This window comes from Haloarchaeobius lipolyticus (genome assembly GCF_051208015.1).
Lineage (GTDB): Archaea > Halobacteriota > Halobacteria > Halobacteriales > Natrialbaceae > Haloarchaeobius.
The window spans coordinates 76089-101808 of sequence record NZ_JBPKGF010000001.1 but is presented as its reverse complement, the minus strand read 5'-3'; the positions used below and the strand labels follow the sequence as shown (position 1 = coordinate 101808).

Below are 25720 nucleotides of genomic sequence, written 5' to 3'. Positions count from 1 at the left end.
CGATGGCGGCCACCGAATCGGACTCCGTCGAACCGGACCAGTTCGACGCGCTCGTCGAGGCGGTCCGCAGCGGTCCCATCGACTTCGATGGGCTGTGGGTCGGCTACGAGGACGACGGCTACGTGTTCGAGGTCCCCGACCTCACCCGGAAGCACCTCTCCGAATCCGAGCTGGAGCGGGTCTGCCGGGCGAACGCCGACTGGGTCACGAACTGGTACTTCTGGGAGGAGGTCGTCGCCGGCCACGGCACAGCACGTCGGGCGTTCCTCCGGAAGCTAGAAGCGGGCGACAGTCTTCCGGTCGCCGAACGGTACGACGCCCTCCAGTCGGGTGAGCTCGTCACCGAATGGGGCGAACTCCGACTCACTGTCGACCTCGGAACCGTTGGCTACCGTCGGTACGAGATACGTCACCGGGAGGACGTCGACGTCGACCGCGACGAACTCGAGACGTACGAGGAGCCCCGGTCGGCGATACAGCTCGCGAAGTACGACGAACGCGGCCGGTACCGGCCGCTGAAGACTGCGCCCACTCTTCCCGGTGGCTTCGTCTTCCCCGACCTGACGAGTCGCGAACTGCTCTCGACGCTCGACTTCCTCTACCCCGCGACGGTCGCCAACTGGCACCTCGAGCAGCAGGGGACGCTCGACGTGAGTCACTGGCGCGAGACCGCCGAGCGGCAGACTGGTATCTACGATATCATCGACGAGCTCCCACGCGAGGCCGTCGAGTGGGTCGCGGAATCGTGCTGCGTCGACTCCCAGTGTCTCAAACGGCGCGAGTGGCAGTACGACGAGGACGACCAGCTCGCGGTACCCGGCGGTGACGGCGCGTTCCCCTGCCGTGAACCCTGTTCGCTGGTCGTCGCGGCGGCTCGCAAGTGGACGAAGCTCGAGCAGGAGGACGAGAGAACCTACGAGCTCACGCTGACCGAGAGCGAGATGGACCAGCTCGAGGCGATCATCGACGCGGTCGCCGACGGTACGGTCGACGAGATCCGCGAGGCCGACGTGTACAAGGGTGCGAACCGCTACCGGACGCGCTACCTTCGAGCGAAGCACTTCGACGAAGAGGGTCACATCGGCAGAGAGCGCGAGGAGTGACTCGGCGACGGTCGAGGAGCGACTCACGACGGCCGGGGAGCGACTCACGACGGCCGGGGAGCGACTCACGACGGCCGGGGAGCGCCCGGGAACAGCCACCGTGAGGCTACCCGCGGTTCGTTACCGGTACAACAGCACGAGCGCCGCCACGATTCCGCCGAGCACGACGAGGACGCCGAGCATCACGGCGAGGCTGTTCGCGAAAACGAACGCGAGTACGGCGAGGAGCAGCGCGACGCCAGCGAGCGCGACGATGGGCAACGAGCCATCGAGGTCGATGGGTCGCTCGACCGACGATGACCGTGACGGTTCGGTCGATGCCGCCTCGGGCACCGTTCGCGATTCGACGCCCCGGGAGTCGACGAGCTTCACCGGCACGAACTTCTCTTCCGCACCGTAGCCGGTGACGAGTTTCAGTCGCCCGCTCACCGGACGGGGCGCATCGGGTGCGACCTCCACCCTCACACCGGTGGTCGAGTCCGTCTCGACGAAGTGATTCGTCTCCTCGATGCTCGCGACGCTCGCCAGGTCGTCGTCCAGGTTGCAGTGGACGTGGACCGAGCGGCCGTGGTTCCGGAGCAAGACGGTGAACGACCCGTCGGTCTCGAACGCTTCGACAGCGGGTTCGATGCTGTGAAGGGCCGACTTGCTGATGTCGAGCTGTAGTGAGTTGTCCGGCATACGTTACTCGTGGGAGCGTCAGCTGGCGGTTCAGGCCGGGACGTCGTCGCGCATGTCCGGGGGCAGGAGATTCGGGATTCCGTCCTCGATGGGGTAGGATTCGCCACAGTCCGCACAGACGAGCGACCCGGCGACGACCTCGTCGCCGTCTCGTTTCTCGTCTTCGAGCGTCAGTTCGCCCTTGTCCAGCGGACAGCAGAGGATGTCCATCAGAGAGTCCTTCATACCAGCGTGGTAGACGGTGGAAAGCAAAAGGTTTCGGGATATGCCTCCACTGGTGGCCGGAGACGTCGGGCCAGTTCTCGCTGTCGCACCCAAACGTTTCTATGGTACGGAGTCGCATAACGACCTATGACGACGCGAATCCGCGTCACCGACATGACCTACCGTACGCACGAGGAAGTGGTCCAAACGGCCATCGAGATGGCGGCGAACGTCGAGCGGGTCGAGTTCGCCGACGACTCGAACGAGGTGACCGCCGTCGGCGAGGTGGACCCCGACGAGGTCCTCGAGAAGATCAGGATGGCAGGGTACGACGCCGAGATAATCACGTAACGTCGCGAGCGCCGCCGACGCTGGTCACTCCGCTTCGCCGGAGTTCGCCCACTGCAAGCCGTCGGCCCGGTAGCCGGTCCCGTTCCCCGCGGCTATCTCCGCCTCTATCTCGACCCGCGTGTCTTCGTCGATACGGACGAGGTGACAGAGCGGATGCCCTGGCTGGGCGAGCGGGTTCTCGAGGACGCCGACGATGAGCCCGGTGAACGGCGCGGTGATGATCCGCTCTTCTGTCTGGAAGTGATCCGAGATGGTACAGATGGTTTCACCCTCGTGGACCAGCGGGTACGGTCCCCACTCCATCTCGACGAGCCCGCCGGTATCTGCGCGGAGCCAGGTCTTCTCCTTCGCCCCGTCGATGACCTTGCGCCAACCCGGCCAGACGACCGGCTCCGTCGGCAGGACGCCGTACTCCGCGAGGACGCTGTCGACGCCCTCGACGGCCCGGTCGATGAGGGCGGGCTGGAACCGGTGTGCCTTGCCCATCTCGACCGTGATGGTCGGAATCCCGTCGTTGGTCGCGACCGTCCGGAGCATCCCCGGTTCGGACTCGCCCGAGAGGATGACGTTCGCGCCGAAAGCGTGCGCCAGTCGAGCGACCACTGGGTTGTTCATGTCCGCTCGAACGTGGTACATCGTCGTCCGGTTCCGCGTCGAGGTGTGGAAGTCGATGCCCACGTCGCACTGGCTGATGAACGTCCGGTAGATGGCGTTCGCCATGCGCTCGGCCGTGTTCGAGTGGCTCTTACCGGGGAACGACCGATTGAGGTCCTGGTCGTAGATGGGGATGTACCGCTGCTGGGCGAGATAACCGGGGACGTTGAGGACGTGGAGACATATCAGCGTGCCGTGGAGGTCAGCCGGGTCCCAGCGGGCGGAGACCTCCTGTATCACCTTCACGCCGTTGAGCTCGTCGCCGTGGATCGCCGCCGAGCAGAACACCCGCGGCCCGTCCTGTTCCCCGTTGATGATTGTGACCGGAATCTCGACCGAGTCACCGAGATACGTCTCGCCTATCTCGTACTTGAAGTGGCGTTTCTCCCCGGGGTCGACCTCCGCGTCGAACCGAAACGACCGGGCACGATTGTTCGGCATGCAGGACGATTATCCCGCGGTGTGAAGTAGTTTCGCCGCCGAGGTGCCGGCGACTCGCGGCGTCGGTTCTCATCCGCCGGGAACGACAGACGGGCTTTTACCGGTCGCATCACTATCTCCGGTGATGACAGAACGACGGTCACGTCGGGCGTTCCTTCGTGTCGCCGGCCTCTCGCTCCCGGTCGCACTCGCAGGTTGTCTCGGCGGCGGTGAGGACGAGGGCTACGACGCACCGAAGAACACGGTCCTGGTCGGACCCGAGGGCGAGTACCTGTTCGCTCCCGCCGAAATCACGGTGTCGGCGGGGACGACCGTGACGTGGGACTGGAAGTCGCTTCAACACAACGTGTTCGTCCGGAGTCAGCCGGCCGATGCAGAGTGGCAGGGAACCGGCGACCAGACGAAGACGTACGACCCGCCCCACACTTACGAGTTCGAGTTCACCGTGCCCGGAACCTACGAGTACGTCTGTACGCCACACGAGAATCTGGGGATGACGGGCACAGTCGTCGTCAAGGAGTGAGCCGCTACAGCCGGATCTGGTTCAGGTAGACGAGGATCGCGTAGAAGACGATACCGAGCGCGAACAACGTCGCGGGTATCACGAACGGGCCGAACGTCTGGTAGAGGTCGCCGACCAGCGAGAGCATACACGAACTGACGGCCCGACGGTACTTCGGTCTATCTTTCGGCGTCGTCGACCGGCCGCTCGGCTATCGCCCCCGGTCGTGCCCCGAGTCGCTCCGAGCCGGCTTCACCCGCGACCGAGACCGAGACGTCGCGCTTGGGGAACGGTATCTCGATGCCTGCGTCGTTCAGCTCCGAGTGGAGCGTCCGGTTTATCGAGTGACGAGCGCGTTGCTCGCGATTGGGGTTGTTCACCCACGCGAGCAGCTCGTACTCCAGCGCGGAGTCGCCGAACCGGCGGAACCGGGGCCGCGGCTTCGGGGAGTCGAGCGTGAGATCCTCTTCCTCGAGGACGGTCATCGCGACCTCCTCGAACTCGTCGAGGTCGGTCCCGTAGGCGACGCCGATGGGGATGCGGATGCGCTTCCTTCGTTGGGGTGCGGACTCGTTGATGATGCGCGCGGAGTTGAGGACGGAGTTCGGAACGGTCACCATCACCTCGTCTCGCGTCAGCAGGGTCGTCGACCTGATGCCGACACGGACGACGGTTCCGGCGTCGCCGGTGTCGAGAACGATGTAGTCGCCGATCTTGTACGTGTCGTCGAAGTAGAGCGCGAGTCCGCCGAAGAAGTTCGCGACGGTGTCCTTCGCGGCGAAACCGATAGCGATGCCGGCGATACCGGCTGCCCCGAGCAGCGGCGTGATGTCGATGTGGAGGATGGCGAGCGTCGCGGCCGACGCCCCGACGAGGACCACCAGCGTCCAGACGTTCGAGAAAACCGGTGCGAAGTCGTACCGGCCGCCGTGGTCCTTGACTTCGTCGACGAACCGGTTGACGATGTTGTTGAGCGCTCGCGCCCAGACGAGGACGATGACGACCAGCGAGGGGTTCCCGAAGAACTGTCGCAGCTCCGTCTGGAAGGCGACGTCCGCCCCGATGGCGTCGGGCGTCGTCAGCAGCCAGACGCCACCGAGCGCCGCCGAGACGACCAGTGGCCAGCGGAGCTCCTCGATGAGGATGTTATCGAAGACGCTCTCGGTGCGTGAGACGAATCGCCGGGCGGCCCGGAGGACGACGACCTCGAGCACCACGGCAGCGGCCAGGGAGATGCCGAGGACGATGACAGTCCGCTCCCAGAGCGAGAACCCCGCGAGGAACGCCGTGAGTTCGGTGACCATGGTCTCCCTATTCCTCCCGGGTCTCTTAAGAGCAGTCGCCGGCCGGCCGTCCCGTTCCTGTAACCGACCTACGGCCCGGCGTTCGGCTGGACGGCTCGCCGTCGAAACGTTCGAGAGGGCCCGCCTCGAAACTTCCTCCGTGTATCGAACCGGCCACTACGGCGTCTCGCTGCTCGTCTACGCCCCGGTCGGCGCCGCGTTGCTTCGGGCCGACGCGCCACTACTCGCGGTCCTCGGCGGAACCGTGATGGTCGCCCTCGCGTCGTTTCCCGACGTCGACCTCCGGATTCCGTTCGTTCCCCACCGCGGTCCCACTCACACGCTCTGGTTCGCGCTCGTGGTCGGGGCCGGGACAGGAGCCGTCGGGTACTACTCGGCGGGCCTGTTCGAACTCGCGCCGATGACGCTCGCCCGATTCGGATTCGCCGTCGGGACGTTCGCCATCGTCGCCCACCTCCTCGGTGACGTCCTCACGCCCATGGGAATCGAACCGCTCCGGCCGCTGTCCTCGCGGAACTACTCGCTGCGGTTGACGCGGGCCGACAACACGGTCGCGAACTGGCTGCTGCTCGCGCTGGGCGTGTTCGCCACCGTCGTCGTGCTCGGACTCGCAGGGCGGGTCGCCTGACGGCCCCCCACGCCGAGCACGGCCTGTCATCCCGTACCATGGTTTTTTCGGTACCGGCCGTCGACGGGGCAGTATGGACCCCATCGACTACGGTCGGTTCGAGTCGGGACGACACTGCAACTACTTCGAACTCGACCGGACCCTCCAGCGCGAGGTCTCGCGCGTTACGTCCGAGCCCGACTACGAGTGGGCACACGAGCGCCTCGCCGACTTCGGGTCGGTCGTCGGCAACACCATCGCGGACAACGCCGACACCGTCGACAGCCACGGTCCGATTCTCCACACCTACGACGCACACGGCGATGTTTGGAATCACGTCGAGTACCACCCGAAACAGCACGAGAACGAACGGCTGGCCTACGGAGCAGGTATCGTCTCCGACGTTTTCGAGGCACCGCCCGGCCGTGACGAACCGATGCCGTTCACCCACCACCTCGCGATGGAGTACCTGCTCTCCTACGCCGACCCGGGCTTCACCTGTCCGGTCGCGATGACGGCGGGCGTCGCCCTCGTGCTGGACAAGTACGCCGACGGCGACCCCGTCCTCGAGTCGTACTACGAGAGACTCGTCACGCGTGACGGCGACGAGAACGTCGAGGGGGCGATGTTCCTGACCGAGCGGCAGGGTGGCAGCGACGTGGGTGCGAACGAGACGCTCGCCGAGCACGTCGAGGGACGGGAGTACCGCCTCACCGGCGAGAAGTGGTTCTGCTCGAACGTCGACGCCGAGGGGACGCTCGTCCTGGGACGCACACCGGACGCACCCGACGGGACGAGGGGGCTCTCGCTCTTTCTCGTCCCGCACACCGTCGACGGCGAGCTGAACGACCAGCTGTATCGCCGGCTGAAGGACAAACTCGGCACGATATCGGTGCCGACCGGAGAGGTCGAACTACACGGGGCGACCGGCTACCTCGTCGGGGAGGAGGGCTGCGGCTTCCGGTACATGACCGACATGCTCAACCTCGAGCGGCTGTCGAACGCCGCCGCCTCGGTCGCCCTGATGGGTCGGTGTCTCCTCGAGTCGAAGGTGCAGGCGGCGACCCGCGAGGCGTTCGGCTCGTCCATCCAGGAGTATCCGCTGATGAAGCGCGACCTCGTCGACATGGCAATCGACCACGAGGCGGCAACGGCGTTCACCTTCGAGGCGGGACGGGTGTTCGACCGGCGAGAGCGTGGTGGTGACGACAGCGACGACGCCCATCGCCTCATGCGACTTCTCGTCCCCATCGCGAAGTCCCGGACCGCTCGCATGGCCGTCGACACGGCCTCCTACGCGATGGAGATACAGGGGGGCAACGGCTACGTGAACGAATTCGTGACCCACCGGTTGCTTCGGGACGCACAGGTGCTCCCCATCTGGGAGGGAACCTCGAACGTCCTCGCCCTCGACGTACTCCGGGCGCTCGACCGGGAGAACGCCCACGAACCGTTACTCGAGGCTATCCAGTCGAATCTCGACGACGTCGACCATCCCGTCCTTTCGGAGACGAGAGAGGCCGTCGCCGTCGGGCTAAAGGAACTGAGCGACGCCCTCACGACGCTCGCCACCGAGGATACCGAGTACGCCCAGCTGCGGGCGAAAGAACTCGCAGACCTTATCTTCGACGCGTTCACCGCCTCGCTGTTACTGGCCGAGGCGCAGACGGATATCGCCGAGCTGGATGACGCCAGAACCGCCCTCGTCGCCGAGCGGTTCGTCGACCGGACCCTCCGGAACCACGAGGCCCGGGGCATCACCTCGGGCGACCGATTCGCACTGGAGCACTTCGACGCCGTGGTCAGGTTCGAGTCCGTGGCACCCTCGGAGCTGGCGACCGCCGAACCCGCCGACGACTGAAAGGGTTGGGGGCGAAACCCGGCCGTCTCCGACACCTCGGACTGAAAGTGGAATCGGTCAGTAGAGGGCTCGGAATATTCGAGTTGACCGGTTCAGAATTCTGGAACTCACCTGACCCCGATGACGTCCTTGCACCCGGCACAGAGGAACACGTCGGTCGCGTCCGGGCCCATCGCGAAGGTCTCCGGGTCTATCTGCGGGACGTTCTCGATGGTCTCTATCTCGTCGTGGGTGAGTTCACCGCAGTTCTCGCAGTCGAGTGGGTCGTCTTCGAGTCTCATCGTCGTCCGAGAACTGTCGTGGCGGGTAGTAAGCGCACCTCGGTCGTGTGGGCCCGATACACAGTAGCGGGACTTTTCCCCGCCGCTCCCTGTCGATCTCACCCACAGCTCCTACCGCGGCGTCTCACTCCCCCACGTGTCGAGTGCTGCCTGTAACTCGTCGTGTCCATCTGCGGCGTACTCCGAAAGCGAGACGTCCTGCATACTGGCCTCGACCGCCTGGCGAAGGGCACGTGCGCCGGCTTCCGTGCCACCAGGGTGGCCGTGGATACCCCCGCCGACCTGGATGCCGATCTCGGGGCCGAGCACGTCGATGAGTTCGCCGACGACGCCCGGGTGCAGCCCACCGGAAGCGACCGGCAGCACGTCGTTCATGCCGAACAGGTCGGACTTGAGCCAGGCGTTGATTCCCGGCGTGTCCTCGTTCTCCAGTTTCCCCAGTCCGGCAGTGCCGGTGTGGATGTGGTCGACGCCACAGAGGCGAGAGACCTGCGCGATAACCTTCATCGAGACGCCGTGGGTCGGCACGCGGTCGAAGGCGGCATGCATCGCCCGGTGAGCGTGGATGGCGAGGTCCAGGTCCTCGCAGTGCTCGCGGACGGTCTGGACGGCGGCCCAGCCGGCGGTGACCACGTCGACCATGACGAAACCGCCGCCGTGGTCGGCGACGAACTCGGCCCGGCGGAGCATCTCCTCGGTCTCTGCGGTGATGTTCACCAGGTAGTCCTTCCTCTCGCCGGTCTCCTCGGTCAGCTCGTGCGCCTTCGCGAGGGAGCGTTCGACCCGTTCTTCGAAGGGGTTGAACGGCTGGTCGGTCAGGTTCTCGTCGTCCTTCAGGAGGTCGACGCCGCCGCGCCAGGCCTGTTCCCCGATGGCGACGTGGGCGTCGGTCGAGAGGCCCACCTTTGGCTTCGGCACGGTCGCGAGGACGGGTCGACCCACGGCGTCGAGTTTCTCGGTCATCACCGCAGAGCCATACAGCGGGCCGGGAAAGCTGGAGACGAGCTGTTCGGGCCACTCGCAGTCGTTCAGGCGGATGCTGTCGACCGCCTTCATGCCCATGATGTTGCCGGCGATACAGGAGAGTATCTGCGGCATCGAGCCCGCCTCGAACAGGTCCGACGGGTACGCGACCAGCACGGTACCCGACTCCTCGTCGATGTCGTAGGCGACCGCCGAGAGGTCGGTCAGTTCGGCCTCGTCGACGGTGAGCGCGGCCCACGTCCCGTTCGAGGATTCGCTCGCGACCCGCGATGCCGCGGCACCCCAGGACATCCCCTCGGCGGGGGCGACCCTGAACTCACAGAGCAGGTCGGTACCGGTCGGTTCGTAGTCCAGGTCCAGGAAGTCGTCGTACTCGATGCCGGTCATGGTATCCCGTATACTAGTCGTCGAACCGAGAAAAGCGATTCCGCCGGACTCTAGTGAGAATACAGGCGTTCACGACAGAACGCAGAGAACGACCACCGGGACGGACCGGGTCCTGTCAAGTCAGAGCAGGTCGACCACCTCATCGAGCGAGTCGACGACGTGGTCCGGGAGACCAGCGTGGGGGTCACGTACGTCACTCGCGAGGTCGCGGGTGGTGGTGACGCCCGAGAGGGTCAACGCGCTCTCCATCGCGGTCCACTCGGCCATCGCGATGTCCGTATCGAGGCGGTCTCCGACGACGAGACACCGTTCCGGCGGGACGTCGAGCACGGCGAGTGCCGCGTCGCGCGCACCCTCGTGCGGCTTGCCGAGGATGGCCTCTGGCCTCCGCCCTGCGACGTCCGCGACAGCGTTGACGATGGCACCCGAGCCGGGCGCGTCGCCCTCGGCGGTCGGGATGATTCGGTCAGGGTCGGTGCCGACGAAGCCGACCGCGTCGTCTGTGAGCGCCCACAGCGACCGCTTCAGGTCGTCGTACGTGAACGCTCTATCGATGGAGGCGACGACCGTGTCGGCGGCCGCGTGGTCGCCGGTCAGTTCGAGGCCACGCGTGCGTAGCTGCTCGCAGAAGCCGTCCTCTCCGACGACGAACAGCCGGTCGTCTGGCCGGTCAGCCGCGAGGAACTCGGCCGTCACCGACCCGGAGGTGAGGACCTCCGCAGGCGCGGTTTCGACACCCGCCCGCGTCAGTCTCGCGGCGAGTGCCTCGGGAGAGATCGTCGGGTTGTTCGAGAAGAAACAGACAGAACAGCCGGCTTCGCGCAGGGCTGTGACTGCGGCTGGCGCACCCGGGAGCGCCTCGTCGCCCCGGAGGACGGTCCCGTCCACGTCGAGGATCACACCGTCGAATCGGCTCATGGTTCGTCTGGGGCCGCGACGGTCTTGAGAGATGCGCCGTCGAGGAAGAATGCAGTCAGCAGTCGTCGGGAAGTCCCACGTTCAATCCAGCCGAACCGTCTTCCCGGAATCTGCGCTCTCGTAGAGTGCATCGATGACGCGCATGTTGGCCTCCGCCTCGTCGGCGTCGGTTCGCGGACTCTCGCCACGCTCGACGCACTCGGCGAAGTGCTCGACCTGCAGCCGGTACTGGTCGACCTCGTCGAAGGTCTCGGTGACCGTCCGGCCGTCGACAGAGTACTCGAGAGTCACGTCGTCGGGGTTCGCGGGATTGAACGCGTCGTGAACCTCGAGCCACCCGTCCTCGGCTTCGATGCGGTATCGCTGAACGGTCTGGGTGTCGAAGCTGCACGACACCTGTGCCGTCGCGTTCCGGTACTCGAGGGTGCCCGCGAGATGCGTGTCGACGCCGCAGTCCCGCGTGTCGAGGGTCCGGGCGTAGATGCGTTCTGGCTCTCCGAGCAGTGTCCGTATCGCACTGACCGCGTAACAGCCGACGTCCATCAGGCTGCCACCCGCGAGGTCGGGGTCGAGACGTATGTCGTCGGGACGGCCTCGCAGGGGGAACTGGAACGTCGCGCTCGCACCGCGAACGACGTCGAGTTCCTCCCGGACGACCTCGACCGCCCGTTCGGTCCGTGGGTGGAAGCGGTACATGAACGCCTCCATCAGCGTCACGTCGGCGTCGTCGCAGTACTCGCCGAGTTCACGCGCCTCCGCTGCGTCGACTGCGAGGGGTTTCTCACAGAGGACGTGCAGCCCCTCGTCGGCGGCCCGCTTCGTCCACTCGGCGTGGAGGGCGTTGGGAAGCGGAATGTATACCGCGTCGATGGACGCCTCGGCAAGCAGGTTCTCGTAGGACCCGTACGCCTGCGGGATGTCGTACGCCTCTGCGACCTCGCTAGCTCGGTCTCCGTTCCGGGATGCGATGGCTACCAGGTCGTGTTCTGACCCACGGATTGCAGGGAGGACCGACTTCAGTCCGATGTTCGCTGTCGAGAGGACGCCGAATCTCATATGACAACCATCGTGACCGTCTCGTAAAATACCCAGTGTGGCAGTCCCACCCGGCCCAGAGTTTCTCGACGGTGTTCTCCGATGGTGCGATAGCAACAACTAACCGTCTGTGGGACCAACTCACGCGGTAACTGCCCGATGACCGACAGTAAGCCGGACGCAGACCCAACAGGGTTCGGCGGCGAGTCGGCGGACGAACTCGACCTCGACGCCCTCTTCGCCGATGCAGAAGCCCCGCCGACGGAGTTAAAGACAGAGCCGTCGGTCGCGGTAGACCCGTCAGAAGAAGACATCGAAGACGTGACAGCAGGCGAACTTTTCCAGCAGCTCAGCGCGGATCACTCAGCCACCGACGACCCCGAGCTGTACGACGAGCTCTCTGACGAATCGCCCGAGGAGATAATCGCCTCCGCCGACGAGGAGCCGGAGGAGGTAGAGGCCGTAGACGACGCGATCGCGGCCGACGACGAACTCCTCGACGACCTGCTTCTCGAAGGTCGAACCGAGGAGGACGGCTTCCTCTGGGTCGACGATGGTACCGACGGTGACGCAGGTTCCGACCCGGCCGACAGTACAGACACCGCGACCGGTACAGACACCGATTCCAGGGACCGGACCGGAGACGAGGCCGTCCCCACCTCTGAGGACATCGACCTCGGTGACGCGAGCGACATCCCCAGTCCAGCAGAGGTGACGACCGGCGTCCCCGACGAGAAGCCCGAATCCATCTTCGCCGGCGTGCCCCAAGCGGAGGAAGATGAAGTACCGTCCGACATCCCCCTCACCGCTGAGTTGCGCGAGGAGAAGGAGGCCGAGACCCTCTCAGGGGAGAGCGAGACGGCTGAAAGCAAGGAGCCGGGCGACGAGTCAGAAGTCGGTCCCGGGCCATCGGCGGGTGAGAGCGCACCGGAACCGGCAGATGCCGACGAGAACGACGATGTCACCGACGAAACGGCCGATGACGATGTCACCGGGAACGCCGATGACGACGACGATGTCACCGACGAAGCGTCCGATGACGATGACGACAGCAGCGGCGGTGGCATCGCAAGCAAGATTCGGTCCATCCTCACGGGCTGACCATCTCCGGCTTGCCGGTGGACGACGGTTCGAGTCGGTTTTCGAACCAGTATTCATCAACGACATGCTTGAGCGGAGGACTCGTGTCGCCCCTGAATCCACCCGATGCCGGTCGGTTCGAGGGTTCCGAAACGGCCAATACGCCTAAGCATCCGACCCCGGTGTCATGTCGTATGGTCGAAACCGAGAATCTCCTCTCCCATCACATCACCATCTTGCGACGCTGCGGACTGTCCGACCCGGAGATCTGTGAGGTGTACGGCGTCACCGACCCACCAGACGACGTGACACCCGAGGTCGTCGTACAACGGTCGTTCGACGGGGACGTCACTCCACGCAACCTCTACGACCAGACGCACCGGGTGCTCGCGACGTCGAGTCGAGGTATCGACGTCCCACGCGAGTACCCCGACAGTGCGGTCCCGCAGCAGCTGGATACCGTCTTCGGACGGTTCGGGTTCTCGATACACTTCCTCGACGGGTCCGGCGACCCGATCGGACCCGGTGCAGACCCCGTCCAGCCCTTCCGCATCGCGCTGGAGGACCCGAACGGCAACCAGCGGACCACCACCTTCGAATATCCCGAGAGCTCGTTGGGGTCGAACAACTATCCTGCACTGATCGCCGCCGTCCAGAACGACCTGCTCGACGGCGTTCCGCTCACCTTCGCGATGCTCTCCAACTGGGAAGCGGACCGTTGGCGGTTCGTCCTCTTCGAATCAGACCGGCTCGACGCCCTGGAAAAGCACTACGGAACGGGCATCCAGTGTTTCGGCGAGCCGCTCTTGCACGACGAACGACCAGCAGACCTGGCGACCGCCGTCGGCGCTGGAGGAGATGCTGCGGGGGCGAGTTCGGCCTCGACAAGTGCATCGAATGCGACCGCGTCGGACTCGTCGAGGGGGGACATCGGCGTCGATGGCTCGACCGAGGGCTGGCTGGGCGACGGCGTCGCAGACCTGAGCGACGTGGACCTCGACGGGAGCGACGACGATGCGGTCGCCGCCGAGGCCGAATCGTCGGCGAAGACGGAAGCTGAGACCGCACTCGACGACATCTTCGAGTCCATCGAGGCGTCGGCCGGGGCCGGTGGCGATACGGGCGTGGAACTCCAGTCGAGCGGCCGGTCGCTCGAGGAACTGCTCGGCGGTACGGGGGCTGACGAGCAAAGCCCAGCCTCACCGGAGGCCGAGCCAGCCGACGGATTCGTCTCGGCAGAGCCGGTCACCACCGGTGCAGCATCCGAACCGGCGTCCGATTCGGCCTCAGTCGATACCGAGCCTGCTGTCGACGACGTGGCCAAATCGGGTTCGGATTCGACTTCCGGTCGAACTGCCCCCCCATCCGAACCGGCGCCGGCGCCCGCGCGACAGCCGGAGTCGGCCGGCAGTCCATCGGAACCGGCACCAGACACCCCAGAACCGGCGCAAGAGCCTTCCGCCGCGGCCGAGACCACTTCGGACGAGCCGGTTGCAGTCGAGCCGACGGCGGAACCAGCCGACTCGTCGGCCGAATCGATGCCGGCACCGGAGGTGCGGGAGGTCGAATCTGCACCGGTCGCAGAAGAACCGGAGCCGGAGCCGGAGTCAGAACCGGAGCCGGAGCCGGAGCTGGAACCGGAATCCGAGCCGGAGACGCAGTCGACGGCCGACGACTCTGAACCCATCGCGGCTGAAGGGGCGGTGACGAACACCGCCGCGACGACCGGCCCCTCGTCGACGGAATCCGCCGGCGCTGACGGTGCTTCGGAAGACGGCGCGCGAGCGACGGAGTCGGCCGCTGTCGCCAACGACGAGCCGACTGTGGCCGATGGTTCGAGCACCCGCGCTGCCGAACCGACCACTGCCGACGGGTCGAGCGATACCGACGAACCGGGACGCGCCGACGAGTCCGGTGGGTCGACAGGGTTCGTCGGAAAGCTCCTCGGTGCGATTCGCGGTCTGTTCTGACCGGTCGGTCCGTTCTGGTCACAATTCTCTCATCGCGGAACCCACGTACTTCGTGACAGCAGACCGGACAGCGACTCGGTGATTCGAACGCGTTCTGCAGACCTGACAGCGACCGGCGGCGTCGCTGTCGGTGCGGTGGAGAGAAGAAAGTAGCGTCCTCGTTAGAGGAAGCTCTCGATGTGGTCTGCGACCTCTTCGGGGGTGTCGCCGACCGGAACGCCCGCGTCGTTCAGTGCATCGATCTTCGACTCGGCGGTACCGGTACCGGAGCCGGAGACGATGGCGCCCGCGTGGCCCATGCGCTTGCCCGGCGGCGCCGTGCGGCCGGCGATGAAGCCGGCGACCGGCGTGTCGACGTTCTCTGCGATGTAGGCTGCGGCCTCCTCCTCGTCCTCGCCACCGATCTCACCGCACATGACGATGGCGTCGGTGTCGGGGTCGTTCTCGAACAGCTCGAGGGCGTCGATGAAGTCCGTCCCGATGATGGGGTCGCCGCCGATACCGATGGCGGTGGACTGGCCGATGCCGCGCTCGGTCAGGTTGGAGACGACCTGGTACGTGAGGGTCCCGGAACGGGAGACGAGACCGACGTTGCCGGCCTCGAAGATGTTGCCCGGCAGGATGCCGAGCTTCGCTTCGCCCGGCGTGATGATGCCCGGACAGTTCGGCCCGATGAGGCGCGTGTCGACCTCGGATAGGCGCTTGTAGACCTTCGCCATGTCCTGCGTCGGGACGCCCTCCGTGATGGCGACCGCGAGGTCGATGGGCGCGTCGAGCGCCTCGAAGATGGCGTCTGCCGCGAACGCCGGCGGCACGAAGATGACGGAGGCGTCGGCGTCGTGCTCCTCGGCTGCCTTCTGGACGGTGTCGTAGACGGGGACGCCGTGGACCTCCTGGCCGCCCTTGCCCGGCACCGCACCGGCGACGACGTTCGTGCCGTATTCGATCATCTGGCCGGCGTGGAACTTGCCTTCGCCGCCGGTGATACCCTGTACGATTACCTTGCTGTCGTCGTCGACGAGTACACTCATTCGTCACTCACCTCCTTGGAGAACTCGACCGCACGCTGGACCGCGTCTTCCAGCGTCTTCTCGACGGTGACGAGGTCCTTGTTCAGGATCTCCATGCCCTCTTCCCAGTTCGTGCCCGCGAGGCGGACGACGACCGGCTTCGGGATCTCGTCGAACTGCTCCAGCGCCTCGTTGATACCCTTGGCGACCTCGTCGCCGCGTGTGATACCACCGAAGATGTTGAACACGACGGAGTCGACGTTGTCGTCGGAGAACACCATGTCCAGCGCGTTCGCGACGCGGTCTGCCTTCGCGCCGCCCCCGATGTCGAGGAAGTTGGCGGGCTTGCCGCCGTAGTAATCGACGAGGTCGAGCGTCGTCATGACGAGGCCCGCACCGTTGCCGATGATGCCGACGTTGCCGTCGAGACGAACGTAGTCGAAGCCGTACTCGTCGGCCTTCTGCTCGAGCTCGTCGCCGCCGGCTGCGTCATCCTCCATCTCGGCGAGTTCGGGCTGGCGGAACAGCGCGTCCTCGTCGATGTTCATGACTGCGTCAGCCGCGATGACCTCGCGGTCCGACGTGACCATGAGCGGGTTGATCTCGGCGTCGGCGCCGTCCTTGTCGTCCCAGAGCTGGTAGAGCGTCTGGAGGACGGAGGCGACGTCACGGGCGACGTCGCGGTCGACACCTGCTTCGTAGACGGCCTTGCGGGCCTGGTAGGGGTGCATCCCGAACGCGGGGTCGACGTGCTCTCGAACGATGGCGTCGGGCGTCTCCTCCGCCACCTCTTCGATGTCGACGCCGCCTTTCGTCGAGACCATGGCCACGGGCTTGCCCTCGCCGCGGTCCATCGTCACGCCGACGTAGAGCTCGTCGACGAAGTCGACGGCTTCTTCGACGAGGACGCTGTCCACGTGGAAGCCCTTGAGGTCCATCCCGAGGATGGACTCGGCTGCCTCGCGTGCCTCGGCTTCGTCCTCGGCGAGCTTGATGCCGCCCGCCTTGCCGCGGCCACCGACCTGTACCTGCGCCTTAACGGCGACCGGATACCCGATCTCCTCGGCCGCCGCGACGACGTCCTCGACGCTGTCGGCGAGCGACGAGTCCGGCGTCGGAATACCGGCGTCAGCGAAGACTTGCTTCGCCTGGTATTCGTGTAGTTTCATTGCGTTTGGACCGCCGCCCTGTGGCCGCTTAAATCCCGCCGATTCGGTTCTTTCTGCCCCGACGAAACGATACGTCGACCACGGCACAAGTCCGGGTTCCGTGAACTACCTCCGACACAGAAGTAACCCCCGGGTGCGGTCTGGTCTTCGTCTCAGAGGATGCTGACGACGACTCCGGCCACGTACACTGAAACGACCAGGTAGACCACGAGCAGCAGGACGTTGCGTTTCGGGGAGTTCGCCCGGAACCCGAGCACGTGAACGACCCGATAGCTCGACCGCCGGAGTACCGAAACGGTGCGTCCGAAACTGAGAGATGAGCCGACGAGACTGAGGAGAGTCCTGATAGCCGACCCGCGTCGACCAGCCCCCGACTCCGACTGTCTAGCCATCGGTCACGGGATCTGAACCGGTGAGCGCGGCAGGATTGTCGATTACCGAGACGGTCCCATCCTCACGAGTGGACACACCGTCGTCGGTGGTATCGGTCACCGTGGCAGAGCTGGTTTCCGGCGGTTCGGACTCGCCGACCGGACTCGTCCCGTCGTCGGTCACGTTTCCGGCCCCGGAATCAGAGGCGCTCTCGTTCCCGGCTTCGGAGCCAGAGTCGGTCCCGTTTTCCGAGTCAGCGGACTCGTTTTCCGAGCCAGCAGGCTCGGTATCTGCGCTGGCAGTCTCGTTGTCCGTTGCGGTAGATTCGTTGTCCGCGCCAGCGGTCTCGTTGTCTATTCCGACAGTACCGTTGTCCATCTCTGCAGACTCGTTGCCCGTTCCGGTACTCACGTTGTCCGGGTCGGTACTCTCGTTCCCGACACCTGCCGCACCTTCGGACGACGTGTCGTCTGATGCCGGCTCGGGCTCGACCACGAACATCACCGTGCGGACCGAGAAGTGGTCGATGACGAACGTCAGATAGGTGTACCCGTCGTCGGCCGTGACCAGTTCGTAAGCCAGCGGAACGCCGTCCAGTTCGAGCGACGCAGACGCGAGGTCACGTTCCGAGACGCCGAGTGCAGTAGCGAGCTTGCCGGTCTCGAAGTAGACTCGGACCGAATCTGGAATCTCCCGAGAGACGCGCAGCTCGAGCTGCCCCTGGCCGCCGGAGACGATTTCGATGGTGAGCGGTTCGCCGCGTTCGTCGGTGACGCGAATCGAGTCGTTCCAGTCGCTGGTGACGACGCCGTCCTCGAGGACGACGAAGCCGGCCAGGGTTCGCGTGTCCGACTCCCAGGTACCCGCGCTGAACGTCCCGGCGAGCCGTTCGCCGTCGCGGAGCGAGGAGACAGTCGAGCCGTCGCCGACCGTCCCGGCGGTCAGCAGTGTGAGAACGACGAGGACGACGCCGACAAGTCGAAGGTTACTCATCGCCGTCGCCTCCGAGGTCCGCTGCCGAGTCAGTCAGGTCGACGTCCCGGCCACCGTCGGTGGCCGACGACCGACCCTCGTCGGGCTCGTCGGCTGGAACGGGACCGTCGACGGGAACGGGACCGTCGAACCGGTCGCCTCCTTCCGAGAGCGTCGTGTACGCCCGCAGCAGGACGAGCAGCAGGCCGACCGACGCGACGAACGCTATCATGGTCAGCGTCACGAACTGCTGGAACGCGAGCGCCCGCGAGTAGGCTATCCAGAGGACCGCCCCACTGTACAGCGTCAACAGCCCCGCGACGCCGGCGCCGAAGGCGACGCCGTCTCGCGTGAGGGTGAGCAACGAGTCGTCGGTTGGTCGACCGCCCGCCGCGGTAGTGACTGCCGGCCGCACCGTCTCGATCGGGGTCGCTTCCGCCACCCCCACCGCAGCCGCCCCCGCCTCGGCTGCTTCCGTCTCGCCTGAATCTATCGTAGCTGCATCCACCTCGGCCGTCGCGCCGGCATCAGTCTCGACAGCTGCGGTCTCCCCTCCGTCGCCTCGCCAGATACGGAACATGCTCCAGAGCTCGTTCAGGATGAGCAGGGCGAACGGCAGGAGCACGAGCGCGATGAACCCGGTGGTCGAGTTCGCGAACTCGACCACGTACCCGACGTACGGCAGGGTCATCGATATCTTCCCGATGAACGCCGCGGGCGTCACGACTCCAGAGTCGGCGTCCTCGTTCGCGTCACCCTTGGTCCGGAAGCCACGCTCACCTGACTGCGTCTCGACGATCTCGATGACGCGGTGCGTGGTCGGAACCGACCGTCCCTCGCGGTTGAAGATGATGACGTCCCCGACCTCGACGGCAGCGGGACTCACCTTCGCCACGACGACGACGTCGCCGGGCGATATCGCGGGCTCCATGCTGCCGGTCAGTACGACGTAGCTCTGGTCGGCGCCCACCACCTGTGGGACCGAGTAGATGACGAATGGAACGACGAGCGCAACCAGCAGTAGTAGCGCGACCGCGCTCAACGCGGCCCTGTGCGGTGTCCCTCCGTGCCATCGCCGGGTAGATGTAGGTTTCTTCGACATGGTATCTCCCCTCGTTCGGGCCACACGGCCCGACTCTCACTCTCCCCGAAGGGACGCCCGTCGGTGGGGTCGAACCACCCGGACGAATCACTGCGACTCGCCCTTCACCGGAGACGGGAACCGTTCACGTTGCGATCTACAGGACGACGGTGCTGCTCGCGACAGGACTGTATCTCCTCGGTCCACCCGCGTCCAACTCCCATAGGTTGTTTGATAGGTTAGGTATGGTCGGTCTATCGACCGGTATCGGCTCGTGTCGGTCCCCCGAACGAGACGTGCGAGCTGGCCGAGCAGGTCGAACGACCCGTTCGAGGCGTCGCGGGCGTTCGATTCTCGTGAGGTCGAGTTTCGGGATACGCTGGCTCGCTGCGCCCGTTGCTAGCACGGCGCGCCGGGGGCTCGTCACGGCGCACCGTACGCTCCGTGGGCGTGGTGGACCGCGCCGTCGACGGTTACGCCGACCGTCACCTCCCGTTCTGACCCGTCCGGCCCCTCGTTCGGCGAGACGTACCAGAGTACATACTCGGCCCGCGTCCCGAGCTCGACCGCCGCGTTGATCGCGGACCAGTCGCCGTCGTCGATGTGTATCCACGGGCCACCCGTCGCGGCGGCGAGTGACTTCGGCTGGTGCCGCCCGTCGAGGTTGCTGGAGACGGCGACGTAGGTGTAGTCCGCCAGGACCGACTCCGCATCGGCTCTGCTCTCGCCGGGCCCGTCCTCCTCGTTCGGCGAGTTGGTCACCTGTACGATGACGCGCTGGGCGCCCTCTCGGTACGACAGGCTATCGGCCGCGAGTATCGCCTCGTAGCCGTCCTGTGACCCGTCGGACCCGCCGAACCCGACGTCGTCCCCCGGTCTGGTCCCCTCCAGCGCAGCGAGGAACGTGCCGGCGTTAACGAACGGCGAGGCCGCATCGTCCAAGTCGGTGTGGACGTGGACCGCGGCGCGGGTCGCGTCGTCCCACGACACACGGTCGTCGTCCGCGTAGACCACGTAGGCGTAGCGGGCGTCGTATCCGTCGGCCTCGATTCCGTCGACGACGGACGTGAGCCGGGCTTTCACGTCGCCGAGCGGGTCGACCATGTTCGTCGACACGTCGACCAGGAAGACGACGTCGACCTGGTCGCCTGCGTCGCGCTGTTCGAGCGTCGCTTGCCGTCCACAGCCGTCCTCACAGACGGCCCCCGTCTCCAGGTCAACCGCCCGAAATGGCGGGGTCTGGAGCCGGACTCCCACGGACGGGAACCGTTCGGTATCGAACGACGTAATGACGAGCTCGTCTGATGGGTCGGAGTCCAGCGGAAGCGTACACTCGAGACAGCCGAATTCGCCGCCGGTACCCGTCGCCGAGACGCGCGGCAGGAACTGGACCGGCTGCCCTCGGCCGTTCTTCGGCCCGGTGGCCGGTTGCGTACCCTCCTCCGAGGGTGCTCTGTCGGTAGTCGTGGTACCAGCATCGCTCGTGGTGGTCGTGGTGCCGGGACCGTTCGTGGTGGGCCCGGGTCCGGTCGAGGTCGTGCCAGCGTCGTCAGTGGTCGTGCCGGTGTCTGCAGTGGTCGTGCCGGTGTCTGCAGTGGTCTTGCCGGTGTCTGCAGTGGTCGTGCCGGTGTCGTCAGCAGTCGTCCCGACCGTCGTCGCTGCCTCTGTAGCGGGCCGTGCGTTCTCCCCGGACGGCGTTACCGGTCGGCGACCGATGTCGGCGTTGTGCCGACACTGGACGGCGCGGAAGCCCAGTCCGAAGTGGACCCCGTCGGTCTGGGTGACGTTACTGTTCGCGGTCCGGATGGTGCCCGTGGCGTCGGTAACGACGTAGCCGCGCTCGCGGAGCTCGTCGTTGAACGTGAACGAGTCGTCTCCGTCGACGTTCTCGAACCCGAAGATGGCGTCAGCGTGCGACGGCAGCTCGCGGAAGTCGGCCTCATCACAGGGGAGCACCCACCGAAGCACGAAACAGTGCGCCCCGGGCGTGAAACAGCCCGTCAGCGCCGTGCTGTCGCCCGGCAGTGCGACCGCTCCCTGGTCGTCGAGCAGGTCGAGCCAGCCGCGGAGTGACCCGGCGTAGAGTACCAGGTCCGCTCCCTGCTCCTCGCGGTTGTCGCAGTCGCCATCGACGAAGATGGTGACGTGCATGTAGTCGGCCAGCTCGCCGTCGCCCATCGCGTTGTCGCCGTTTTCCGTCGCGCTATCGTCGCCGGCTTCTCGCTCCGGTTCCGTCGTCTCCGACTCCGGGAACCGCGGGAGCGGGTTCCCGTTCCCGTCCTCGGCGAGCGACCTCACCAGCAGATAGGCGGGGTTGCCACAGAGATGTAGCGAGAACGTCGTCTCCCCCTCGTCCTTCGGTTTGAGGTCGTCGAGGTCGACGAACATTCCCGCCTCGCCGTCGACGAGCTGTGCGTCGAGTTCGCGGTCGTATCCCGGTTCCCCCTCGCAGACGACCATCTCCCGAACCAGCCGGCCCCACTCCTCGTGGGTCAGCGGCGGCTCGTTCTCGCCGTTGAACCGGGGCACAGCGGCGAGTTCGTACGTCATCCCGCCCGTCCCAGGGATGACCGGTGGTCGTTGGTCCCCGGGAACCTGCTGGAGGTCGTAGCGCTCCCACGGGCGGTACGTCGTCCGGTAGTCGAGTTTGAGGTCGACGAGGCCGGCGTCGTACCAGCCCGCGAGTCGTTCGTCGTCCCTGAAGAACGCGGTCGTACCGAGCCCGGCACCCGCGGTCGCGACGCCGAGCGTCCCGAGTCCCGCCAGTACCTGACGGCGTGATAGTCCGATGGAAGTCTGTTTCGTCATGGTAGTGGTCGAGCCGTGTCTCACCCGTCCCGGGATGGCCCCTCGTCACGGGTCAGAACCCACCGGCGGAATCGAACCGCCCTGACGCGATTTATCGCGTCTCCAGTGTGGGTCGAAGATAGGCACTCTCAGCGGCCCGCCCCGTCTCTCCAGAGACGAGACGGAGGTCGTCGGTCTGTCTCCGAACCGACGTGTGGTTTCCGCTCAGTTCGTCGATATCGGCTCCTGTGGCTCCTCCTCCTCCTTCTCGACCGTGTTGTGGCGGCACTGTTCGGCCGTGAATATCAGCTCGAAGTGCACCGTGTCGGTCTGTGCGACGTTGACGAGCCCTTCGATCTCACTGCGGTCGTTCAGTTCGAACCGCTCCAGGAGGTAGTGGGCCATGTTCTCGTACCCACAGACGTTCAGGTCGGCGAAGCCGGGTTCCTCCGGCGTACCGAACAGCTTGCACGGGATGTACCACTCCAGCGCGTAGCAGTGGACACCCTCCTTGAAGCAGTTGTCCGCGGTGTTGGTCGCCTCACCGAGCGTGCATGACGCCCCCTCGCCGGTCGCCGGCGGAAGGATGACGTCGCCGTCGTCGATGACGTCGAGGAGCTGTGCGAGGGTGCCCTCGAACACGCAGACCTCTTCACCGGCGACGACCTGTGCGGCGACGACTTGCTGGACGATGCTGAGCCAGGCGTCTTCCATGTCCTCGGGCGTATCGACCTCGAAGACCTGTCCATCGAAGTCGGCGAACTCGGCCACGGTGGCGTCGCCGGGCTGGATGAGTACCATGATGACCTCGTCGATGCCGTCCCTGCCGAGCGCCTCGTCGGCGGCGTCACGAGCGTCCACGATGTTCTCGACACCGTTCGAGACGACGACGACGATGTTGTAGTCTGCGCAGTCCTCGACGCGGTCTGCCGCATCGGTGATGCCTGCTGCGACGCTACCGTCGGCGTCTGCCTGGTCACCGTTGTACTCGTCGTTGATGAGCGTCCGCAGGGTCGCCGCGTCCGCCGTCGGGTCGATACTGTCGGCGTTGATGACCGGGTTCTCGTCGCCGTCACCGTTGAACAGGGTGACGCCGACCTTCTTCGGCGTGAGGTCATCGTCGTCGGGGTCGACCTCGTCCTCGAGCGCATCGATGAGTGCGAGCGCACCGGCTTTCACGGTCGATAGCTTGGTCGGGTCTGCTTCTCCACCCGGGACGTACTCCGCATCCATCGAGTCGCTGTTGTCCAGCGCGAGCTGGACGCAGACGGTCTGCTGCTCGGTGTCTCGCAGGTTGTTACAGTTCGGGTCGTACCAGAGGCAGACGTGCATGAACTCCTGTAGCTCACCGACTTCGTCGTCGTCGCCGTGCTCGCGCTCGGGCTCGGTCGGCGTGCTGACTCCCTCGCGATAGTCCTCGGCGTACTCGATGTCGGCCGCTCGGATCTTCAGGTACGATGGGTTGCCACAGAGGTGCAGCGAGAAGGTGGTCTCACCGCGGTCGAGCGGCTTGATGTCGTCGAGGTCGATGAACATCCCCGCTTCGCCGTCGATGAGCTGGGCCGAGAACTCGTCCTTCGGGTCCGCACACGCGTCGAGCTCGATGACGCGGCGGCCCCACTCGTCGTGGGTCAGGACCTCACCGAAGTCCGGGACGGAGTCGAGTTGGTAGGTCATCCCGCCGGTCTCGGGGACCACGGGTGGGCGCTGGTCCTCGGGGACCATCTGCAGGTCGTAGCGCTCCCACGGCATGTACGTGGTCCGGTAGTCGAGTAACAGGTCGACGCGGCCCGCCTCGTACCAGCCGGAGAGTCGTTCCGTGTCGCTGAAGAACGCGGTCGTGCCGAGTCCGGCACCCGCGCTCGCGACCCCGATGGTTCCGAGCCCCGCCAGTACCTGGCGGCGAGACAGCGATATCTTGTTGTCTTGTGTCATGGTTGGTTTCGTGTGTTGTTCGGGTACCCCGCCCCCTGGTTCTCCCCCGGGGAGTCCTCGACGGCTGTGGGTTGGCTCTCTCTCGGTCGTATGTGGGTTTACTTATGACCGACTTCGAGAACTTCGAGGCTGCTCCTAGGTGTTCTGAAGTGTTACCTAGACCGATTGAACGGGCGAATAGGACGAACGAACGGCCGGTTCGAGGCGGTCTCACGGGGAGTTCGTCCACCCTGAACCGTTGCATACCGTGGCCCAGTCTTTCGGTTTCACCTGAAACAGTGAGCTGGGACCATACCATCAGGTAAGCGACGAATACATAACCCCCGAACAGTCGTACACCCGTCTTGGACACGCTACGAGCTGCCACCGCGGCCAGCGTGCGGGGGAAGTGATGTTACCGACACTTACACGAAAGAACCAGCTACAGGAATGTGATATCCACCAGATTCTGAGCAATCCACGGCGTCGCGAGACGCTCAGAGCGCTGAACCGGATGACAGACACGGTGAGCCTGCGTGAGCTCTCGGAGCTCATCGCATCCATCGAGTCGGGCGAGACTCCGGCACCGCGCAACGTTCGCGACGCGGTCTACGTCTCGTTGCACCAGACGCACCTGCCGAAGCTCGACGAGCTCGGCGTGCTCGAGTACGACGCCGACCGGAAGTCGGTCGCGCTGCTGGAGGGCGTTCGCGACGTCAACATCTACATGGAGGTCGTGACCGCACACGGAATCACCTGGGCGGAGTACTACCGGGGGATGGGCGTCCTCGGCCTGTTCACCGTCGTCAGCTCGCTGGCCGGCGTCCCCGGCCTCGCGCTGGTCGACCCGCTCCTGTGGGCGAGCGGCTTCCTGGCAATCTTCGCCGGGTCGACCACGTATCAGCTCTGGAAGTCCCGGTTCGCACTGCTGCGGAACCTGAAACGCTGAGTCGCGCTTTTCTCGCTGTTTGAGCCCCTGACTACTGGTCCACTGTCTTCGACGTGTAACCGCGAATCCCTCGGTCTCGAGGGTGCCAGCGTACGGTATCTCCGAGGCTACCAGCGTACGAATCTACGCCCACCGACGGAAGATCAAGAGTCGCAAAAAGAGAGCCGCTTACGCCGAAGACCGCTGCAGCGTATCGAGGTCGACCTGGCTCTCGAACAGTCGCGAGCCACAGTCCTGGCACGATGCTGCAACGACGTCGTACGACCGGCAGCAAGACTGGACGACCTCCTGACCGAAGGCGACCTGGCCACCGCAGCCCGGGCAGTGTTCGACGAACAGGCGAAGACCGCCGAGGAGCTCCGACCGGACGACCATCGGGAGGTCGGCCCAGCGGTCAACTCTCCGTTCCAGTTCCTTCGTCGCCGCGACGTCTGCGACGAAGGCCGCCCTGGATTCCCACTGGCCGAGCCAGTCGCCGTCGACCCACGCGGTGAAGGCGTCGCCGTCCTGTTCGGTCAGGGCGAGTCGGTCTTGCTCGACGTCGAGCATGCGAGCCAGTTCGTGGACGTCCGCGTCGCGCATCGCGACGAGTTCCATCCTCTCTTCCCAGGCGGCCGCGAACCCCCTGGTCAGCTGCAGGTCCGTCCCCGTCACGTCCTCTTCGAGCGCACCGGCGTCGACCAGCGCGGTCTCGATATCGAATCCCGTGGGGTCGAACTGCGTCGGTCCCCTGTCGAACTTCCGGAGCAGCCAGTCCGGGAAGTACCGTTTGGTCAGTTCCGGCGTCCCCGGAATCAGGTAGCCCCGGAAGTAGATCATCGCGATCGACGTCACCGCCACCGGCACCGACGCGATGGGTGCGACGACGAATGCGCCAGCCGTGAGCCCCGCCCCGATGACCAGGTTCGTTGCAGTACACGGGATGCAACGGTTCTCCCCGGTGTACTCCGGGCGCCGTATCCGTTCCACTATCGAGTCAACCCCCGACGAAATCCCTGTCTGTTGCATGTGTTTCCCCGGACGGCCGACGAACGTGCGACCATCCATGTCGCTACGTACACGTGATACGTGGATAGGTATGACAGGGCTACCCGCCGCGGTCC

General features: G+C 65.7%; 24 protein-coding genes. 8 read left to right on the top strand and 16 right to left on the bottom strand.

From position 1 onward, the window contains the following. The first annotated feature begins 2 nt into the window (after positions 1-2). Positions 3-1103: a DR2241 family protein gene (locus tag ACSC1Y_RS00530; RefSeq protein WP_435332593.1), complete on the top strand. Its 1101-nt coding sequence runs from the start codon at positions 3-5 to the stop codon at positions 1101-1103. 120 nt (positions 1104-1223) lie between these two features. On the opposite strand, the gene ACSC1Y_RS00525 is transcribed toward ACSC1Y_RS00530, so the two are convergent. Together ACSC1Y_RS00525 and ACSC1Y_RS00520 are read right to left on the bottom strand one after the other, a co-directional pair. Beyond that, entirely contained in the window at positions 1224-1784 is a 561-nt protein-coding gene (locus ACSC1Y_RS00525) for a DUF7524 family protein (protein ID WP_435332592.1), read from the bottom strand. A gap of 30 nt (positions 1785-1814) precedes the next feature. Then, positions 1815-2009, bottom strand: coding sequence for a methytransferase partner Trm112 (locus tag ACSC1Y_RS00520; protein ID WP_435332591.1), 195 nt, complete (start codon positions 2007-2009; stop codon positions 1815-1817). 126 nt (positions 2010-2135) lie between these two features. On the opposite strand from ACSC1Y_RS00520, the gene ACSC1Y_RS00515 reads away from it, so the two are divergent. Next, the gene (locus ACSC1Y_RS00515) at positions 2136-2339 is read left to right on the top strand and encodes a hypothetical protein (RefSeq protein ID WP_435332590.1); all 204 of its coding nucleotides are present in this window, start codon (positions 2136-2138) and stop codon (positions 2337-2339) included. Between the two features lie 24 nt (positions 2340-2363). On the opposite strand, the gene ACSC1Y_RS00510 is transcribed toward ACSC1Y_RS00515, so the two are convergent. Beyond that, positions 2364-3434: a succinylglutamate desuccinylase/aspartoacylase family protein gene (locus ACSC1Y_RS00510; protein ID WP_435332589.1), complete on the bottom strand. Its 1071-nt coding sequence runs from the start codon at positions 3432-3434 to the stop codon at positions 2364-2366. 124 nt (positions 3435-3558) lie between these two features. Here ACSC1Y_RS00510 and ACSC1Y_RS00505 point away from each other — a divergent pair, with 124 nt between their 5' ends. Then, the gene (locus ACSC1Y_RS00505) at positions 3559-3957 is read left to right on the top strand and encodes a plastocyanin/azurin family copper-binding protein (protein WP_435332588.1); all 399 of its coding nucleotides are present in this window, start codon (positions 3559-3561) and stop codon (positions 3955-3957) included. Between the two features lie 4 nt (positions 3958-3961). Here ACSC1Y_RS00505 and ACSC1Y_RS00500 read toward each other — a convergent pair whose 3' ends face one another. Both ACSC1Y_RS00500 and ACSC1Y_RS00495 read right to left on the bottom strand, forming a co-directional pair. Beyond that, positions 3962-4084 (bottom strand): hypothetical protein, encoded by a 123-nt coding sequence (locus ACSC1Y_RS00500; RefSeq protein WP_435332587.1) that lies wholly within the window; start codon positions 4082-4084, stop codon positions 3962-3964. A 31-nt stretch (positions 4085-4115) separates the two neighbouring features. After that, complete coding sequence (locus ACSC1Y_RS00495) at positions 4116-5240, bottom strand: mechanosensitive ion channel family protein (protein ID WP_435332586.1); 1125 nt, start codon at positions 5238-5240, stop codon at positions 4116-4118. Positions 5241-5379: 139 nt separating this feature from the next. Between ACSC1Y_RS00495 and ACSC1Y_RS00490 the strand changes: the two genes are divergently transcribed. Both ACSC1Y_RS00490 and ACSC1Y_RS00485 read left to right on the top strand, forming a co-directional pair. After that, the gene (locus ACSC1Y_RS00490) at positions 5380-5868 is read left to right on the top strand and encodes a metal-dependent hydrolase (protein ID WP_435332585.1); all 489 of its coding nucleotides are present in this window, start codon (positions 5380-5382) and stop codon (positions 5866-5868) included. 73 nt (positions 5869-5941) lie between these two features. Then, on the top strand, positions 5942-7708 hold the full coding sequence (locus ACSC1Y_RS00485; protein WP_435332584.1) for an acyl-CoA dehydrogenase family protein: 1767 nt from the start codon (positions 5942-5944) through the stop codon (positions 7706-7708). Positions 7709-7815: 107 nt separating this feature from the next. On the opposite strand, the gene ACSC1Y_RS00480 is transcribed toward ACSC1Y_RS00485, so the two are convergent. From ACSC1Y_RS00480 to ACSC1Y_RS00465, 4 genes are all read right to left on the bottom strand, one after another. Beyond that, a complete protein-coding gene (locus ACSC1Y_RS00480; protein WP_435332583.1) occupies positions 7816-7989 on the bottom strand; it encodes a hypothetical protein in 174 nt (57 codons plus the stop codon). 111 nt (positions 7990-8100) lie between these two features. Continuing rightward, positions 8101-9360 carry a type III ribulose-bisphosphate carboxylase gene (rbcL, locus tag ACSC1Y_RS00475; RefSeq protein WP_435332582.1) on the bottom strand — a complete coding sequence of 420 codons (1260 nt, stop codon included), beginning with the start codon at positions 9358-9360 and terminating at the stop codon, positions 8101-8103. Between the two features lie 120 nt (positions 9361-9480). Further along, a complete protein-coding gene (locus ACSC1Y_RS00470) occupies positions 9481-10278 on the bottom strand; it encodes an HAD-IIA family hydrolase (RefSeq protein ID WP_435332581.1) in 798 nt (265 codons plus the stop codon). Positions 10279-10359: 81 nt separating this feature from the next. Further along, the gene (locus ACSC1Y_RS00465) at positions 10360-11334 is read right to left on the bottom strand and encodes a Gfo/Idh/MocA family protein (protein WP_435332580.1); all 975 of its coding nucleotides are present in this window, start codon (positions 11332-11334) and stop codon (positions 10360-10362) included. A 138-nt stretch (positions 11335-11472) separates the two neighbouring features. On the opposite strand from ACSC1Y_RS00465, the gene ACSC1Y_RS00460 reads away from it, so the two are divergent. Both ACSC1Y_RS00460 and ACSC1Y_RS00455 read left to right on the top strand, forming a co-directional pair. After that, positions 11473-12414, top strand: a complete 942-nt coding sequence (locus ACSC1Y_RS00460; protein ID WP_435332579.1) for a hypothetical protein — start codon at positions 11473-11475, stop codon at positions 12412-12414. 173 nt (positions 12415-12587) lie between these two features. Beyond that, entirely contained in the window at positions 12588-14363 is a 1776-nt protein-coding gene (locus ACSC1Y_RS00455; protein ID WP_435332578.1) for a hypothetical protein, read from the top strand. Between the two features lie 161 nt (positions 14364-14524). On the opposite strand, the gene sucD is transcribed toward ACSC1Y_RS00455, so the two are convergent. From sucD to ACSC1Y_RS00425, 6 genes are all read right to left on the bottom strand, one after another. Further along, positions 14525-15394 carry a succinate--CoA ligase subunit alpha gene (gene sucD, locus ACSC1Y_RS00450; protein ID WP_435332577.1) on the bottom strand — a complete coding sequence of 290 codons (870 nt, stop codon included), beginning with the start codon at positions 15392-15394 and terminating at the stop codon, positions 14525-14527. After that, positions 15391-16542 (bottom strand): ADP-forming succinate--CoA ligase subunit beta, encoded by a 1152-nt coding sequence (sucC, locus tag ACSC1Y_RS00445; RefSeq protein ID WP_435332576.1) that lies wholly within the window; start codon positions 16540-16542, stop codon positions 15391-15393. Before sucC ends, sucD begins: the two co-directional genes overlap by 4 nt. 384 nt (positions 16543-16926) lie before the next feature. Next, complete coding sequence (locus tag ACSC1Y_RS00440; protein WP_435332575.1) at positions 16927-17907, bottom strand: hypothetical protein; 981 nt, start codon at positions 17905-17907, stop codon at positions 16927-16929. Then, positions 17900-18928, bottom strand: a complete 1029-nt coding sequence (locus tag ACSC1Y_RS00435) for a signal peptidase I (RefSeq protein WP_435332574.1) — start codon at positions 18926-18928, stop codon at positions 17900-17902. The genes ACSC1Y_RS00440 and ACSC1Y_RS00435 overlap by 8 nt, the downstream gene beginning before the upstream one ends. Positions 18929-19390: 462 nt before the next feature. Then, on the bottom strand, positions 19391-21775 hold the full coding sequence (locus ACSC1Y_RS00430) for a hypothetical protein (protein WP_435332573.1): 2385 nt from the start codon (positions 21773-21775) through the stop codon (positions 19391-19393). Between the two features lie 204 nt (positions 21776-21979). Then, positions 21980-23689, bottom strand: a complete 1710-nt coding sequence (locus ACSC1Y_RS00425) for a vWA domain-containing protein (RefSeq protein WP_435332572.1) — start codon at positions 23687-23689, stop codon at positions 21980-21982. Positions 23690-24080: 391 nt separating this feature from the next. On the opposite strand from ACSC1Y_RS00425, the gene ACSC1Y_RS00420 reads away from it, so the two are divergent. After that, entirely contained in the window at positions 24081-24617 is a 537-nt protein-coding gene (locus tag ACSC1Y_RS00420; RefSeq protein ID WP_435332571.1) for a DUF7344 domain-containing protein, read from the top strand. 168 nt (positions 24618-24785) lie between these two features. Here ACSC1Y_RS00420 and ACSC1Y_RS00415 read toward each other — a convergent pair whose 3' ends face one another. Further along, a complete protein-coding gene (locus tag ACSC1Y_RS00415; protein WP_435332570.1) occupies positions 24786-25586 on the bottom strand; it encodes a DUF8054 domain-containing protein in 801 nt (266 codons plus the stop codon). Positions 25587-25720: the final 134 nt, after the last annotated feature.